The sequence below is a fragment of the Rhodopirellula sp. UBA1907 genome, assembly GCF_002337565.1.
Taxonomy (GTDB): Bacteria; Planctomycetota; Planctomycetia; order Pirellulales; family Pirellulaceae; genus Rhodopirellula; species Rhodopirellula europaea.
On the sequence record NZ_DDGH01000003.1, the window covers coordinates 27,921 to 42,383 of the forward strand.

The window sequence follows — 14,463 nt, forward strand, 5'->3', positions numbered from 1 at the left end:
GACGCCGTTCAGGCGTACGCGAGGGAGGGGGCCGCGCATGGGAAACAACACGCACTCGCCTCCTCCGTAGTTCTCGCCGAACGCTCGCAATCCTCCCGCTGCCACTTGTCGATTGAACCGACAATGAGCTTTCAACCCATGTAGGATGGGCACTCCTGCCCGTCCAGGTTTTGGATGTCTGTAGGATGGGCACTCTTGCCTTTTTATACCCCACATCTCGAAACACCAAAGATTAGTGTCCAATCAGAGTGGATTAGTGTTCCGCCAGCGCGGTCAAGGGAACACTAATCTCCGCTGATCGAACACTAATGGTTCTTGGGCAAGGGATGTTTGGCTTCGAACCGCTTGTATTCCCAACGCAAGCGGCTCCCAAAAGATGTGGGGTACAAAAAGGCACTCTTGCCCGTCGAAGTTGCGGACGTCGGCCAAGAGCGGCCAACCGACAGCAAAATCGACTCGCCCTTTGCCAAAGGGCGAGGTTCGCAGGACGTCACGAGCATAGCACTTAAAAACTGCACGACCTCTACATAGACCAGTAACAGCATGAGCAGTGAATCCTTCTCCGATCGTTCGGTCCCATCCGACGAACACACGACCCGCCGCGGATTCATGAAGGGAACCGTTGCCGTGGGAGCAGCGGCGATGACGGAACCTCTGATTGCGGCACCGAGTCCCCAAGAAGAACCGATTCCCATCATTGATTGCCACATTCATCTCTTTGACGGATCGCGTCCACAGGGTGCACCCTACGTTGGTCCCGGAGGCGATTCTCCCACCACCGCCCTGCCGGCTGACTATCGCAAACTTGCTGTTCCGCTGGGAATCACCGGTGCAATCAAGGTCGAAGCCAGTCCGTGGGTGGAAGACAACCTGTGGGCACTGCAAGTCATGCAGCCCGACGACATGATGCTGGGACTGGTCGGCAATCTGAGGCCAGAGAAGCCGGACTTTGGTGAACTTCTCGCTCGACATGCGAAGAACCCTCTGTTTCGAGGAATCCGCTACGGAACCCTGTGGGGCTACGATCTGACGAAGATGATCGAGGACGACGTGTTCATGAGAGGGATGCGTTTGATGGTGGATCTCGATCTGTCGTTGGATGTTGCCAACCCATCTGTGCGATTGCTGGAAGCGGTCGTGAAGCTGAACGAACGTTTGCCAGACTTGCGCATCGTCATCGATCACCTGCCACGATTGGAGCCAACCGCCGCCAACCAAGTGGCTTACGACAACGTCCTGAATGACTTGCACCATCGAATGAATGTCTTTGTCAAACTCTCGGGCTTGATTCATCGCGTCTCAGGCAAGATCGTGAAAGATCTGGAGGTGCATCGTCCAGGCCTGGATCGACTGATCGAGGTGTTTGGAGACGACCGAATCCTCTTTGGCAGCGATTGGCCCAACAGTGACCGAGCGGCTCCATTGCAAGAAGTCGTGGGCATCGCGAAAGAATACTTCGCTGACAAACCACGTGAGCTCCAGGAAAAGTACTTCTGGAAAAACTCCCTCGCGGCCTACAAGTGGACGCCGCGAGAGGATCTTGGAGAAGGCGTCGTTGACTAACATGCTGGTGCGACTGCCGCCGCCTTCCCCGTTCTCTTTGTCCATCTCCCATTCAAACATTTTGTATGAAGACAACTGCCTGCCTGTTTCTGGTCCTTCTGACCATGTCGAATATCGCGTACAGCGATTGGGATCTCCATGTCGCCGCCGATGCAACTGCTGGTGGTGACGGAAGTAAGCCCCGCCCCTTTCGATCCCTGAGCGAAGCCCGCGACGCGATCCGCAAACTCCGGATTGATCGACCAAGTGAATCCGCTCGTGTTCTCCTGGGAAATGGTCGTTATGAAATCGCGCGGCCGTTGACGTTTGAAGTCGGCGATGGAAACGTGGTTTACGAAGCCTTACCAGGGACAAACCCGGTGATCTCAGGAGGTCGTCTGATTTCGGCTCAGTGGTCCGAAGGCGAAGGAGGCACTTGGACGACGCAGCTTCCGCTGGAATGGCGTTTCGAACAGATGTGGGTCAACGGGAAGCGGGCTGCAAGAGCACGCGAACCGGACAATTTTTTTCACTACATGGTTGGATGCCGAGAACAACCGATCGACGGCGGCAGGCGTGCTCGGCAAACAATCTCAGTACGTCCAGAAGACATTGCCAGCCTGGAAGGACTCACTCCGGAAGAGATTCGAGAAGTACAAATCCTGGCGTTTCACAAATGGGATACCACCCGCCGATTCCTGGACAGCGCCGATGCGAAGAACGGCCAGTTGGTCATCTCGGGGCGAAAGATGAAAAGTTGGAATCCGCTGACACGTAACACGGGTTACGTCCTTGAAAATTTTGCCGCGGCGCTCGACGAACCGGGGGAGTTCTTCCTGGCACCGGGAGGAAAACTCAGCTACCGACCTCGTGCGGGTGAATCGATGGAGGATGCTGAGTTCATCGTTCCCGTCTGCGAAGAGCTGGTAGCGATCCAGGGCGACGCGGCGAACGATCAGTTCGTTGAAGGCCTGGAATTTCGCGGCATCGCGTTCCGACATTGCGGCATGCTCACGCCGCGGTCCGGCTTTGATCCATCCCAAGCGGCCTCTCCGATCGAGGCCGCAGTGCAAATCGACGGGACGAAAAACGTCGTGTTCGATCGTTGCGAGATTGGTCACACCGGTGGGTATGGCATTTGGTTCCGCAAGGGCTGCACGGGAGGCCTCCTGAAGCAGTGCTTCGTGCACGACTTGGGCGCAGGTGGAGTGCGTGTTGGTGAAACAAGAATTGCATCGAACGAATCCGAATGGACTCACGACATCGTTGTCGACAACAACATCATCTACGATGCCGGGCATCTCTTTCCATGTGCGGTGGGCGTTTGGATTGGCAACAGTGCTGACAACGAAGTCACGCACAACGAAATTTCAAACATGTACTACACCGGCATCTCGGTCGGTTGGCGTTGGGGATACGATCGAAGTCTGGCATCGGGAAATCGAATCGAAAACAACCACATCCACCACCTCGGCAAAGGCTGGCTCAGTGACATGGGCGGAATCTACACGCTGGGGCCGTCGCCCGGCACCGTGCTGCGGGGGAATCGAATTCACGACATCGAGTCATGGGGATACGGAGGTTGGGGGCTGTACAACGACGAAGGCAGCACCGGCATTTTGCTGGAAAACAACCTCGTTTATCGCACCAAGTCTGGCGGCTATCACCAGCACTACGGACGCGAAAATGTGATTCGCAACAACATCTTTGCATTCGGCCGCGAATACCAGATCCGGCGAACTCGAGTTGAAAAGCATCTTTCCTTCACCTACGAGCGGAACATCGTTCTGTGGGATTCCGAGAAATTGTTTCATGGCAACTGGGGCGATGACGGCGTTGATATTGGTGGCAACCTCTATTGGCGAATGGGCAAGCCGGTTGAGCTTGGAAAGGCCGATACAAGCGACAGTTCAATCGTTGCGGATCCGCTGTTCGTCGATCCGTTGAACGATGATTTCCGGTTTGCAGACCCATCGGTCGCGAAAACGATTGGCTTCCAGCCATTCGATGCATCGCAAGCAGGCGTCTATGGTGACGAAGCATGGAAAGAACACGCCAAGTCGCTTCCGTTGCCGGAATTGCGTCAGGCACCTCCCCCTCCGCCGCTCACCTTTCGCAATGACTTTGAATACGGCGATCTTCCGGTTGGCTCATCCGTTTCGGTCACGCCGGAACTCGGTGGAATCCAGGCGATCGAGTCACCGGTGGCAAGAAGCGGGACCAAGGTCTTGCAGTTCACCGACACGCCCGGTCAGAAGCATCGTTACTATCCGATGATGACTCTCAGCCCCAAGCACAGCGAAGGCACAACGAGTTGCCAGTTCGCGATCCGACTGGGAAAGAACTCTGTGTTCCAGCATGAGTGGCGAGATTCCAGCCACCCTTACCGAACCGGCCCCAGCCTGTGGTTTGAAAACGGCAAGCTACGTTCTTCAAATCGCGTTCTGACGGAACTCCCGATCAACGAGTGGATTCTGATCGAGGTCACCGCGAAACTGGGAGAGGATGCGGGCGATTGGAGCGTCTCGGTATCGATCCCCAACCAGCCGACGAAAACGATTGACCAGTTGCCGCTCGTGAGCGACAAGTGGAACCAACTCGACTGGTTGGGTTTAGTCAGCCAAGCGGACACCGATGCGGTGGTCCTTCTCGACGACCTGCAATTGACTCGTACGGAGTGAGCAATGATCCAGTCGCCCAACGGCACCCATTCCTATTGACGTTCACCGCATTGCGAATTTGCAGAAAAGCGTGGCGATGTTCAGCGAAGACTCGTTTGCAGCTTTAACCTGAAAATCCGGAAGTTACGTCATTCAACTCGTCGTTGACGGGTGCATGATCGAAAATCGAAATGCAATCAAGAATTTTGTGCTGGCTGACCGGATTGATGCGGCTGTACTGAATGCGGCAGAAGGCGAGAGGCTTTCACGCTAATTTTTGAGCACAACTAGGTTGCGACATCAGCCATCGCTTGGAAACGTGTCATGGTTTGTCGACTCATTGTCGTCATTCTCGCAACAACTATTGGCTCGCCTCGCTCACGCTGCCATGACCCGTATCAACACCAACGTTTCGTCGTTGGTCGCCCAGAACCGCTTGGCGTCCAGCAACAACGACTTGCAGCAGTCGCTCACGCGTCTGTCAACGGGATTGCGAATCAACAAAGGTTCGGAAGACCCAGCCGGTGTTTTGGCTAGCGGAGCTTTACGGGCGGAGATCACCGGACTGACCAAAGCGATTAGCAACACGACACGTGCCAGTCAGATCATCAGTACAGCCGACGCCGCGCTCGGCCAAGTCGGAAACTTGCTCAATGACATCCGCGGCTTGGTCGTGGAAGCGGCCAACACCGGCGGGCTTTCGAACGCTGAGATTGCTGCCAATCAACTGCAGATCGACTCGTCGCTCGAGGCCATCAATCGGATCTCTCAAACGACCACCTTTCAAGGTCGAAAGTTGCTCGACGGTTCGCAAGACTACTTCAGCACGCTCTCAACCACGCCTGGGATAGCTGACTACGCGATTGACCAAGCAAATCTAGGCACGGCGGGCAGCGTAGACGTGGAAGTCAACGTTGCGGCCGCAGCGACGAAAGCAGACATTGCCATTGATGCGGGCGCGTTTGATCCGCCTCTGGATGGTGATGCGGTTGCGACCAGCAAGCTCGAAACCAACACGTACTATCACGCGGTGCTGAACGACAGTGGTATCCGTATCACTGGCGATTTCGACTCGGTTCAATTCATCGACGACGGTAACTTCAACAGCCTTCCCGCAGCATCGATCAATGATGGCGTTTTGACGCTACGTTATGACTCATATGATCAGCCGCACAGCATCGCCTTCAGTGCGTCAGCGATCAACAGTCTGCCCGGCATCGAGGCCAATTGGGAGGGAGGGCAGTTCGAGAATACACATCAAACAGGAGTCGTCCGGCCGGTTCACGCTGGGATCGAAGTTGCCCGCAGTGACGGCGGCAACATCGCGATTGCATACACCGACTCGGATCAAGCCGCGACCACGGCGTCCTACGATGAACAGACCAACACCGTTAACATCGCTTTGGGTACCGACGAGACATCCAAAGGGTTCGTCGACATTGCTCAGCTGGTCAACGACATTCCGGCACTTTCCGATGGCACCGAACTGACGGCGACGGTGATCGACAGCGATGGAGAAGAAACCACCGGACCGTCGCAACGCCTGAACCTGACCGCGGATGATTTCAATCCTAACACTACCAATTTCGAGCCCAAGCTAAACGGAGATCTCATCTTCGAACTGAGAGGAAGCAAGGGCAGCGAAACCTTTCAGTTCTCCGGTGGTGCGACCGCTCTTCAAATTGCCGACGCGGTCAACTTGGTCAGCGATTCAATCGGGGTGGTTGCTAGCACAGAGAATGGGCTCAACTTCACGAGCCAAGACTACGGCAGCGGGGAGTCCGTCGAAATCGAAGTGATTGGTGAAGGCGACGGAGGCGCGTTTGAAAGCAATCTGAGTGAAACGCTTGCTCTTGGAAGCGACGTCGAAGCAACCGTCAACGGAGTGAAGGCTGGTGGAAGCGGAAACAAGCTCGCGATCAACACCGCCACGTTGGACCTGTCGATCACCGTTGAAGACGGTAGCAGCACCAATTTCAGCTTCAGCATCACCGGCGGAGGAGCCACGTTCCAGCTCGGACCGGGTGCGACCAGCACGCAGCAAGCGTCACTTGGAATCGGAAGTGTCTCGACAGGAAAACTCGGCGGCAGTGCGGGGCGTCTTTACGAGCTTGGCAGCGGGCAATCCATGTCGCTGACGAACGATGTTCACGGTGCGGCCAAGGTCATCGACGAGGTCATGGAGAAAGTCTCGAACATGCGCGGACGATTGGGATCGTTCCAAACCACAACCCTGCAAAGCAGCCTCGTCTCGCTGAGTGAAACGAAAGCGAACCTTCAAGAAGCGATGTCATCCATCAGCGATGCCGACTTCGCTCAAGAATCAGCAAACCTGACTCGCGCGCAGGTACTCGTTCAATCAGGCACCAACGTGCTTTCACTGGCCAATCAAAACCCGCGAAACGTTTTGTCACTGCTGGGATAGCGTGATCGCAAGTTTGGCGAGCCATGAGCCCCGATTCAATCAGCTTTCCAGCCAATCTTCGACGTAAAGCTGTTTGATCCACAGCATGCTGACCGCGAACATTGGCGTCGCGAAAACGATGCCCCAGAACCCAAAGATCAAGCCCCCGATGATCTGAGCCATAATCACCATTGCCGGTGGCAGCTCGACTTGATGTTCCTGAACCATCGGTGTGATGAGATAGCTTTCGATGGTTTGGATCACAACGTAGAGAGCCAGAACGCTGACGAGCGCTGTCGATCCTTGTTGCGACGCCAGCAGCAACGCGGGCACGACTGCGGCGATGCCACCAATGTTGGGAATGAAGGTCACCAAACCAGCGAACACGCCCAGTTCCAAAGGCATCGGCACACCGATCACGGCCAAGCCGATCCCGAACACGATTCCAACCAAAGCCATCGCGATCAAACGTCCGATCATCCATCGCCACAACATGGTGGAGGATTCGGTTAAAAGATTCGATGTCCTATCACGCCAACCGGTCGGGAGCAGCCGAATCGCACCTACGCGGTACTTGTCGGGACTGACAGCGAAGTAGATCGAAAGGAAAAGCAGGATCAGCAAGTCCGCCATCCCACCAAACGCGGACGTGAAGAAGTTTTTGGCCAGCCCAATGGATTTTCCGGAGGAAGGCATCATCGAACTGAGCTTCGCATCTTCCTTCAAATGATCCTCAACCAGCGGTTGTTGTTTGACTGATTCAAAGCTCTCCTGCACCGAATTTTCGATGCGGTCTTTGAACTGAGCCACTTTCTGCGCCGCCGAGTTTGCAAACGAATACATCGTCAAACAAGACAACACCGCGATCGTGGAGATCACCAAACCAACTCGCATGTTTCGTGACAGGTCCAGCGGACTCCAACGTCCAATCAGATCGGCCAATTGGTTCAGAACAACCGCGATTAGCACTGATCCAAAGATCAACGGCAACAAGTTCCGTGCGACGTAGAGCAATCCAGCGATTGCAACGACCAACAGGACAATGCCGCTGGCCAGCAGGACACGTCGGGTAAATGCGGTGTGATCCATCAGGATTCACTTTCTTCGGTTTGAGTGAAGTGGCTATCGTCGGAACCGCTTGATTCGCCAGCCGACTCAGTCGACTGGAAGCCAAGGTGTTCAGGGTTTTTGAATGTCAACGTGCGATACGGGAATGGGATTTCAATTCCTGCGGCATCCAGATCACGTTTGATCGCCGCGACGACCTCATCGCGACTACGACGGATGTCCAGCGGTTTAGATCCCGCCCACCAAGCGACCTCGAAATTGATGCTGGAATCAGCAAACTCCTTGGCAAAGACTTCCACGGTCCGCTTGCCCTGCACGCTCTCACATCCCTGAACCGCCTGCTTGATCACATCGCGAGACTGGTCGACGTCTTCGTCGTAGGCGACTCCGCAAATGATGCGAACTCGGCGTTGTGGTTGGCTGGTCAACACGTCAACGTTGTTCTTGAATAGTGACGCGTTGGGCACGACGGCCAATTCGCCATCCAGTTTTCGAATCAAAGTGTTGCGAATGGTGATCTGCTTGACTTCGCCGGTCAGATCGCCACATGTGATGAAGTCGCCCCGATCAAAGGGATATCCCCACAGGATCAGGATCCCTGCGAAAAAGTTCTCGAAGATGTCTTTGAACGCGAAACCAATGGCTACCGAACCCAAACCCAGAACGGTCAATGCCTTGGACGGAGTCATGCCGGGGAACGCGACCACCGTGGCAATCAACAATCCAACGATCCAAATCGCGATCGACGACAGCTGATTGACCAAATCTTTGAGGCTGGTGCGCATCCCACGATTGTCCAGCAACCGATGGATGCTCCAACTCGCGAGCTTCGACAGCAACGAGGTCACCAGCACAACGAACAACGCGGCGACCAACAGCGGAGACCGAACCAGAAAATCGGTCCACAAGGAGTCCAAGGATTTCGTGACCACCTCACGCGTCGAGGCGAGATCGACGGCGCTATCGATGGTCAGCTCGTTGATCACTGCGACAACGTCTTCGGTTTTGCGAGCCACATTTTCAGCCCACTGACGATGTTCCTCCGTATCGGCCTGACCGCGAATGGTTACGATGCCGCTCTTCAGTTCGACCTCCGCATCGGATAGCCAACCGGCTTCCTTGGCTGAATCAAAGATCTTCGTCAGCCGATCGCGAATCGCATCGTCATCACTGATGTTCTGTACCGAAACAGTTTCGGCCGGCGCGTTAGCGTCTTCGACCGTTTCCGTCTCGCTCGTTTCTTGTGCGGCAACGCGATAAGCGCCCACTGAAATAAAAAGGGTGATTGCGAGGAATAGAACACATCGAATCACGATACACCCCCAGTCACACCATCGCCGCTCGCCACTCTTTCGGAAATCAGTTTTCATCTTCGAGGGCCTTTTCAAGATCGCGAATGGGTTCTTCAATCAATTGGTTGAGCGTTTTGCAATTTGATATTTCAATCACCCGTTTCATGGACTCGATGAAGTAGAGCGATGCGTTTCGATCGTTTCGCACATAAGGAACCAATTGCCAAAGCATCGACTGGACGAAGTCCGCACGCGTCACCTCGGTCGTGATGATTCGTAGTTCGTCTTGTTCATCCATCCGGTAGGGCGTCGGAAGCTTTCTTTGCGACAACTGAACCAATCCATCCGACAACCAATCGATGCACTGCATCGCGGTGAACGGATCGTTCACCCCCGGCGACAACGCCCGCGTCGCGACTTCGACAAACTCATTCAAGATAAAAAACACATCTTGAGTAGGCGTTCGTGAATATCCGATCGCGAAACCATGGCGGATCTTCTTCGCGTGATCCTCGTTCCAATCGGCCGTCCGAGTCACCTCCGCGATGATCTCACTGCGACGAATGAAATCGCCTGGGCGTTTGATCAACCGGACAACCGCCTGGTGATCCTTTGCGAATCGGATCAATTCATCATCATCGATCCCTTGCAAATAGCCGGTAACATCCGATCGCACCGTGTGCAGAAAGTCGCTGGATAGGCTCGGAACGTCTTCCTCTTCGTCCAACGCCTGCCCCACCGTTTCGGGATAAAGCTCATCGAACTTCTCGGACATGTCGACCGACAATCGACGCAGAACCGTCGAAATGTGGATGCTGTCCGGCACATGGTGAATGAAGTAGATCAGTTCACCGACACTGGCAATCGTCAGCACCAGACTGACAAACAGCGAAAGTTGCGGTACGAACGCCTCCACCGACAAGTCCCAACTTTCGGGCACCGCACCGCCACGAACGACTCGCAACACCAACAGACAGTACAAAAACGTCGCGACAAAGGTTCCGAGCGTGATTTGATTGCCTCGATCTCGCATGAAGTTGTCCAGCAATCGCGGACCGAAGTGCGAGGTTGCATGCGAGACGGCCAAGATAGTCAGCGAGAACGTCACGCCGGCCACGGTGATCATGGATCCCGCAACGGTCGCAAGCAACGCGCGTGCTCCGTCGGGTTGGTTCATTGATGTGAACCAGTAATCCTGCAACCAAGCGTTGCCGACGCTTCGATCAATCCAAATGGTGACCTGCGAAAGCACGATGGCGGATAGCACCATCAGCGATGGAATGAACCAATAGCTTCCTTTGATTCGATACAGCAGTTGTTGGAGGTAGGCCTTCATGCAATCAGGTTCGCCTCACCCTCAACCGTCTCATCGTGTTCTGTTGCACGCAAGACTTCCGTTTGCTCGGCTCCCAAATCACCTTCACCAACGGACGTGGTGGGTTCATCAGCAGACAGAGACTTCTCGGGCAAAGTCGGCGGTGCCGTCGGCAATTGCTCCACCATTTGAACTGGCACGCCTCGTGGGAACACCAACTCACGAGCCTCATCGGGCATGGTGATTTCCGCGTCGGTCAGCTTTTGCTTCACCAATCGAATGACACTGCTGCTTACCTTCAACGGCGAATGAGTCGTTTGGTCGAACCAGTAGTAGACTCGCAAGTTCACAGTCGCGGACCCGAGGGATTCAACAATCGCGATTGGGGCCGGGTCGTTGACCACTCCGATGTGATCATCCAAAACCGACATGACAATCTCTTGCGCTTCCACGATCGAATCTTCAAACCCGATCCCAACGGTGAAGTCACGTCGACTCAGCGGTGTCGCCGTGTAGTTAACGATCTTGCCTTTGTAGACGGTGCTGTTGGGCATTTGAATTTGGTTGCCGTCCAGCGTGTTCAGCACTGTTCCGCGAGTCGTCACCTTGCGAACGAAGCCTTTGGCTCCCTCGACCTCGATCAAATCGCCCACGCGGAAAGGATGATTCAGCGATATCAGAATGCTGGCCAAGTAGTTCTCAGCAATGTCGCGGAAAGCAAACCCCAACGCCAAGCCAACCAACCCCGTACCACCAAGCAAAGTGACCGCCAACCTGGTCAATCCAGACACTCGCAACGCGACGTAGACACCGATGATGAAGATCAAAACCCCGACCACATTGCCAACGACTTGCCGCAACAGGGCACTGTCAATTCGCGAACGAGTGAACCAACGAGTCAGTCCCGCGCCGGCACGAGCTAGAAAGTAAGACAGAATCGCGACAGCCAACGCGACCAAGACTAACGGCAGCACGCCGGTTGCTTCGCGGCCAAGTTGTTTAAGCGATGCGATCGCAGGAGCGAAATTCCAGAGCGGAAGCTCGGCAACCTTCAGTCGGTTGACCACGGCGACCACGTCCGAGGTTTTGATCGCGGTTGACTCCGCCCATTCGCGGTGCCCCTTGGTGTCCGATGTCCCGCTAAGGAAAGCGACGCCGCGATCAACCTTCACCTCTGGGTCGGTGAACCAACCGGTGGCTTCCATGATCTCTTGCAACCGCGTTTCGATTCGCTGGTCACTGTTGATCGGATCAACCTGAACTTCGTCCGCGACCTGGACAGCGTTTTTGTCGCCTTCCTGACCGTCGCCCGTCACCTCAGCGGCAATGTCATCGGCCGTGGGAGTTTCGTCCTGGGCATTCACCGCCCGTGAGCCGACGCAAACCAGCAGCGTCAGACCAAGCAGCAACGCACGAGCAAGGACAATCAATCGATACATGAAAACACAACGGATGCGGGGAAAAACCAAACGGGCACACTAATTCCAATGGGCCGTCGCGAACGAAGCTCAAAGGAACGGCATAGGGGGAAGACAGATGCCACGAAGCTCATGAATGAACTTGGGCATCTCGTTCAAAGAGACGCGGACTCCGATCAGCTGATCAGAAGTCGACGCGATTGTTCTTGCTATCGAAGCGTGCTTCGTAATCGATCTGCACCAGATAGTCCTTTAACGCGACCAGTTCACGGACATCCAATTCATCTCTGATCGAATCGATCGCTTCTTCCATCCGTTTCACCATCCGGTGAACTTTGATGAAGTCAAATTCCCGGTATTCAGCATCGGGTTGATGGCGTTTCGCGAGCGTCTTTTCGATTGGACGTCGGTAGGGTTCCAGGACAGGACTATCCAACGGCTCGGGCCAGTAGATCTCCCCAGTTTCCCGCTTGATCTGATTCTCGTTCAACCGATCAGGCTTTTGCTTGTTCGCGATTTTCATTCGATCTGATGCTGACATCCGATCCTCTTTCAATTGATCTTCACGAAGCTGCTTGATGTCGTAGTACAACTCGACTGATTCTTTTCTGTTTTCGAGTTGCTTGTCGATCGCTTCTTGGAACCGTTCTGCGGAAAGTGACCGCAGTACAGCACCACGTCCCAATCCTTCCGCTAAATCGCCACGTGATTCCAGAATGTCGCCGGCCGCGGTGGAGGCACCGTCGTTATCGAACAGGCCATCATCGGCATTGGCGACCGTAATCGCGAACATCACGGTCAGCGCCGTGGCCACGATCGCCACGGCGGCGTGTCGTGTATTGGTTGAGTGTGTCATCGTCGATCCCCGAGTTCAGTTTGATGGAAGAGTTGTTATGAGGGGATCTACGCAAACACCGTTCCAAATCGCTTTGGCCTGAAATTCGCGTCCTTTTTGGCACTGTCCTTCAACGACGCCGAACGCACGACTTGCTCGCAGCACCTTGCTTTGTTTGCATGATCCTGAAGCGAGACTCCAAGGAAACTCACAAGCTTCTTTTCTACGAAAGCGACACGATGGCCGACGATTCAACAACCCGTGACAAACGCGTTACTGCGGCGGCGGATCGCATCGAAGCGATCGAGCCTTTCCAGCCGCATCCGCTTTGCCACGGCGGTTGGCTGCAAACAATTTCAGTGAAATGGTTGAATCCGCAGCTGTCCTTAGATACCCGGCCAGACGCGATTGGAATCTCTGTTCCTGACGACCACACTCCACCGGATGAGATGAGCTGCTACTACTTTCCCGCCACTGACAAACAAGCCGACAAACCATTGGTCACCGTCTTTCACGGAATGGGCGGACACGCACTGAGTCGCTATATGCGTTCGCTGGGCCAGCGACTGAACACCAACGGATACGACGTTTTGCTTTGGAATCATCGTCGTGCGGGACAATCGGCTTCAAAGTGCACTCGCTTTCATCACCCGGGTTTGACCGCCGATGTTTGCCACCTCACCGAACACCTGAGAGCAGAACGACCAGAGTGGACGCGAAACGGCCTCGCGTGCGTGGCATTCTCGCTGGGTGCCAATCTATTGCTGAAGTATCTGGCGGAATCCGGTGCGGAATCCAACCTCGATGCGGCGGTCAGCGTCTCCGCGCCGCTCGACATGGAAATCACATCGAAGAACTTGCGAACGGGATCGAATCAGGCATTCGACCAATATCTTTTGAACAAGCAACGCGATGAACTGCTGCGAAGCTCCGCGGAGCTAACCGACGAAGAGCGATCCACGCTGAACAGCGTCTCGTCCGTCTGGGAACTTGACGATCAGTTCACCGCCCCGCGTTTTGGATACGAGGGAGCCAAAGACTACTACGCCGAAAATTCAGCGGTCGATTCCATGCAATCGATTCGCACACCCACATTGCTTCTGCATGCCAAGGACGATCCCGTCGTCGTCCCGGAAGTATTCGAAGGAATCGAATGGGAAAAGAACGAGGCTCTTTACCCGATCCTGTGCGAATCCGGTGGCCATACCGGGTTCTTTGATCAAAACCGACAACGATGGCACGAAGCGTCCACAATCGCATTCTTCGACGCGATCCTGTGATTGGGCGATCAACGATGACCAACACGCTGACATAAAAATAGGCTGACCCGCTATGAACGGATTCAGCCACACGCGATCCAGCGATCGCGATCATTCGACCGAGTGACAACCTTGATCAGGCTTCGTAACGCTCGACCGAAACCGGGTCGCACGTCTTCAGCGTTTGGGCGGCTGTGTTGAGCTTCGCCTTGTCGCCTTCAATCACGATCAGCGATGACCCGGCGTTCAGGTTGGACTCGTAGTTGGCACTCGCCTTGTCGTCCAAACCCCACGTTTTGACCGACGCGAGCAAGCCGCCACCCACCGCTCCCGCAGCCATTCCGGCGATCGGACCGGCAACTAGAAACGGCCCGATCATGGTGGGAGCGGCCAACAGGGCCCCGATAGCACCTCCGGCCAAAGTCGCTGCACCCGTCGTCTTTTCCGCTGGTGGGGACGACGCCATGTCGCTCCCGGCATTGTCACTTGCAACTTCATGCGGATGCTCAGCCGCCGTGATGACACTGAAATCATCCGGCGTGTAACCATCCTTTTGAAGGGCCTCAACGGCGACCGCCAACTTTTCGCGATTGGAATACTCTGCAACTAGGCATTGCTGACTCATGACTTTCTCCTGGGAATTGGTTTGCATCAATTAGGGACTTCGCTG

10 protein-coding genes are annotated in these 14,463 nt (G+C 55.0%); 4 read left to right on the forward strand and 6 right to left on the reverse strand.

Annotated features, from left to right (window positions below; translation table 11 throughout):
• The first annotated feature begins 543 nt into the window (after nucleotides 1-543).
• The 3 genes from B2R17_RS01220 (at nucleotide 544) to B2R17_RS01230 (ending at nucleotide 6,627) form a co-directional block, all read left to right on the forward strand.
• Complete coding sequence (locus tag B2R17_RS01220) at nucleotides 544-1,563, forward strand: amidohydrolase family protein (RefSeq protein ID WP_286762518.1); 1,020 nt, start codon at nucleotides 544-546, stop codon at nucleotides 1,561-1,563.
• Between the two features lie 104 nt (nucleotides 1,564-1,667).
• Nucleotides 1,668-4,223 (forward strand): right-handed parallel beta-helix repeat-containing protein, encoded by a 2,556-nt coding sequence (locus B2R17_RS01225; protein ID WP_286762582.1) that lies wholly within the window; start codon nucleotides 1,668-1,670, stop codon nucleotides 4,221-4,223.
• A 367-nt stretch (nucleotides 4,224-4,590) separates the two neighbouring features.
• The gene (locus B2R17_RS01230) at nucleotides 4,591-6,627 is read left to right on the forward strand and encodes a flagellin (protein WP_286762583.1); all 2,037 of its coding nucleotides are present in this window, start codon (nucleotides 4,591-4,593) and stop codon (nucleotides 6,625-6,627) included.
• Nucleotides 6,628-6,666: 39 nt separating this feature from the next.
• Here B2R17_RS01230 and B2R17_RS01235 read toward each other — a convergent pair whose 3' ends face one another.
• The 5 genes from B2R17_RS01235 to B2R17_RS01255 all read right to left on the reverse strand — a co-directional run bounded on the left by B2R17_RS01235 (nucleotide 6,667) and on the right by B2R17_RS01255 (nucleotide 12,555).
• Nucleotides 6,667-7,695, reverse strand: a complete 1,029-nt coding sequence (locus tag B2R17_RS01235) for an AI-2E family transporter (RefSeq protein WP_286762519.1) — start codon at nucleotides 7,693-7,695, stop codon at nucleotides 6,667-6,669.
• Nucleotides 7,695-9,044, reverse strand: a complete 1,350-nt coding sequence (locus B2R17_RS01240) for a mechanosensitive ion channel domain-containing protein (RefSeq protein ID WP_286762520.1) — start codon at nucleotides 9,042-9,044, stop codon at nucleotides 7,695-7,697. Before B2R17_RS01240 ends, B2R17_RS01235 begins: the two co-directional genes overlap by 1 nt.
• Nucleotides 9,034-10,302 (reverse strand): DUF2254 domain-containing protein, encoded by a 1,269-nt coding sequence (locus B2R17_RS01245; protein WP_286762521.1) that lies wholly within the window; start codon nucleotides 10,300-10,302, stop codon nucleotides 9,034-9,036. The genes B2R17_RS01240 and B2R17_RS01245 overlap by 11 nt, the downstream gene beginning before the upstream one ends.
• On the reverse strand, nucleotides 10,299-11,720 hold the full coding sequence (locus B2R17_RS01250) for a mechanosensitive ion channel family protein (protein ID WP_286762522.1): 1,422 nt from the start codon (nucleotides 11,718-11,720) through the stop codon (nucleotides 10,299-10,301). Before B2R17_RS01250 ends, B2R17_RS01245 begins: the two co-directional genes overlap by 4 nt.
• Before the next feature lie 163 nt (nucleotides 11,721-11,883).
• Nucleotides 11,884-12,555 (reverse strand): hypothetical protein, encoded by a 672-nt coding sequence (locus B2R17_RS01255; RefSeq protein WP_286762523.1) that lies wholly within the window; start codon nucleotides 12,553-12,555, stop codon nucleotides 11,884-11,886.
• Between the two features lie 158 nt (nucleotides 12,556-12,713).
• Here B2R17_RS01255 and B2R17_RS01260 point away from each other — a divergent pair, with 158 nt between their 5' ends.
• A complete protein-coding gene (locus B2R17_RS01260) occupies nucleotides 12,714-13,814 on the forward strand; it encodes a YheT family hydrolase (RefSeq protein WP_286762524.1) in 1,101 nt (366 codons plus the stop codon).
• 115 nt (nucleotides 13,815-13,929) lie between these two features.
• On the opposite strand, the gene B2R17_RS01265 is transcribed toward B2R17_RS01260, so the two are convergent.
• The gene (locus B2R17_RS01265; protein WP_039963497.1) at nucleotides 13,930-14,418 is read right to left on the reverse strand and encodes a DUF1269 domain-containing protein; all 489 of its coding nucleotides are present in this window, start codon (nucleotides 14,416-14,418) and stop codon (nucleotides 13,930-13,932) included.
• Nucleotides 14,419-14,463 lie beyond the last annotated feature (45 nt).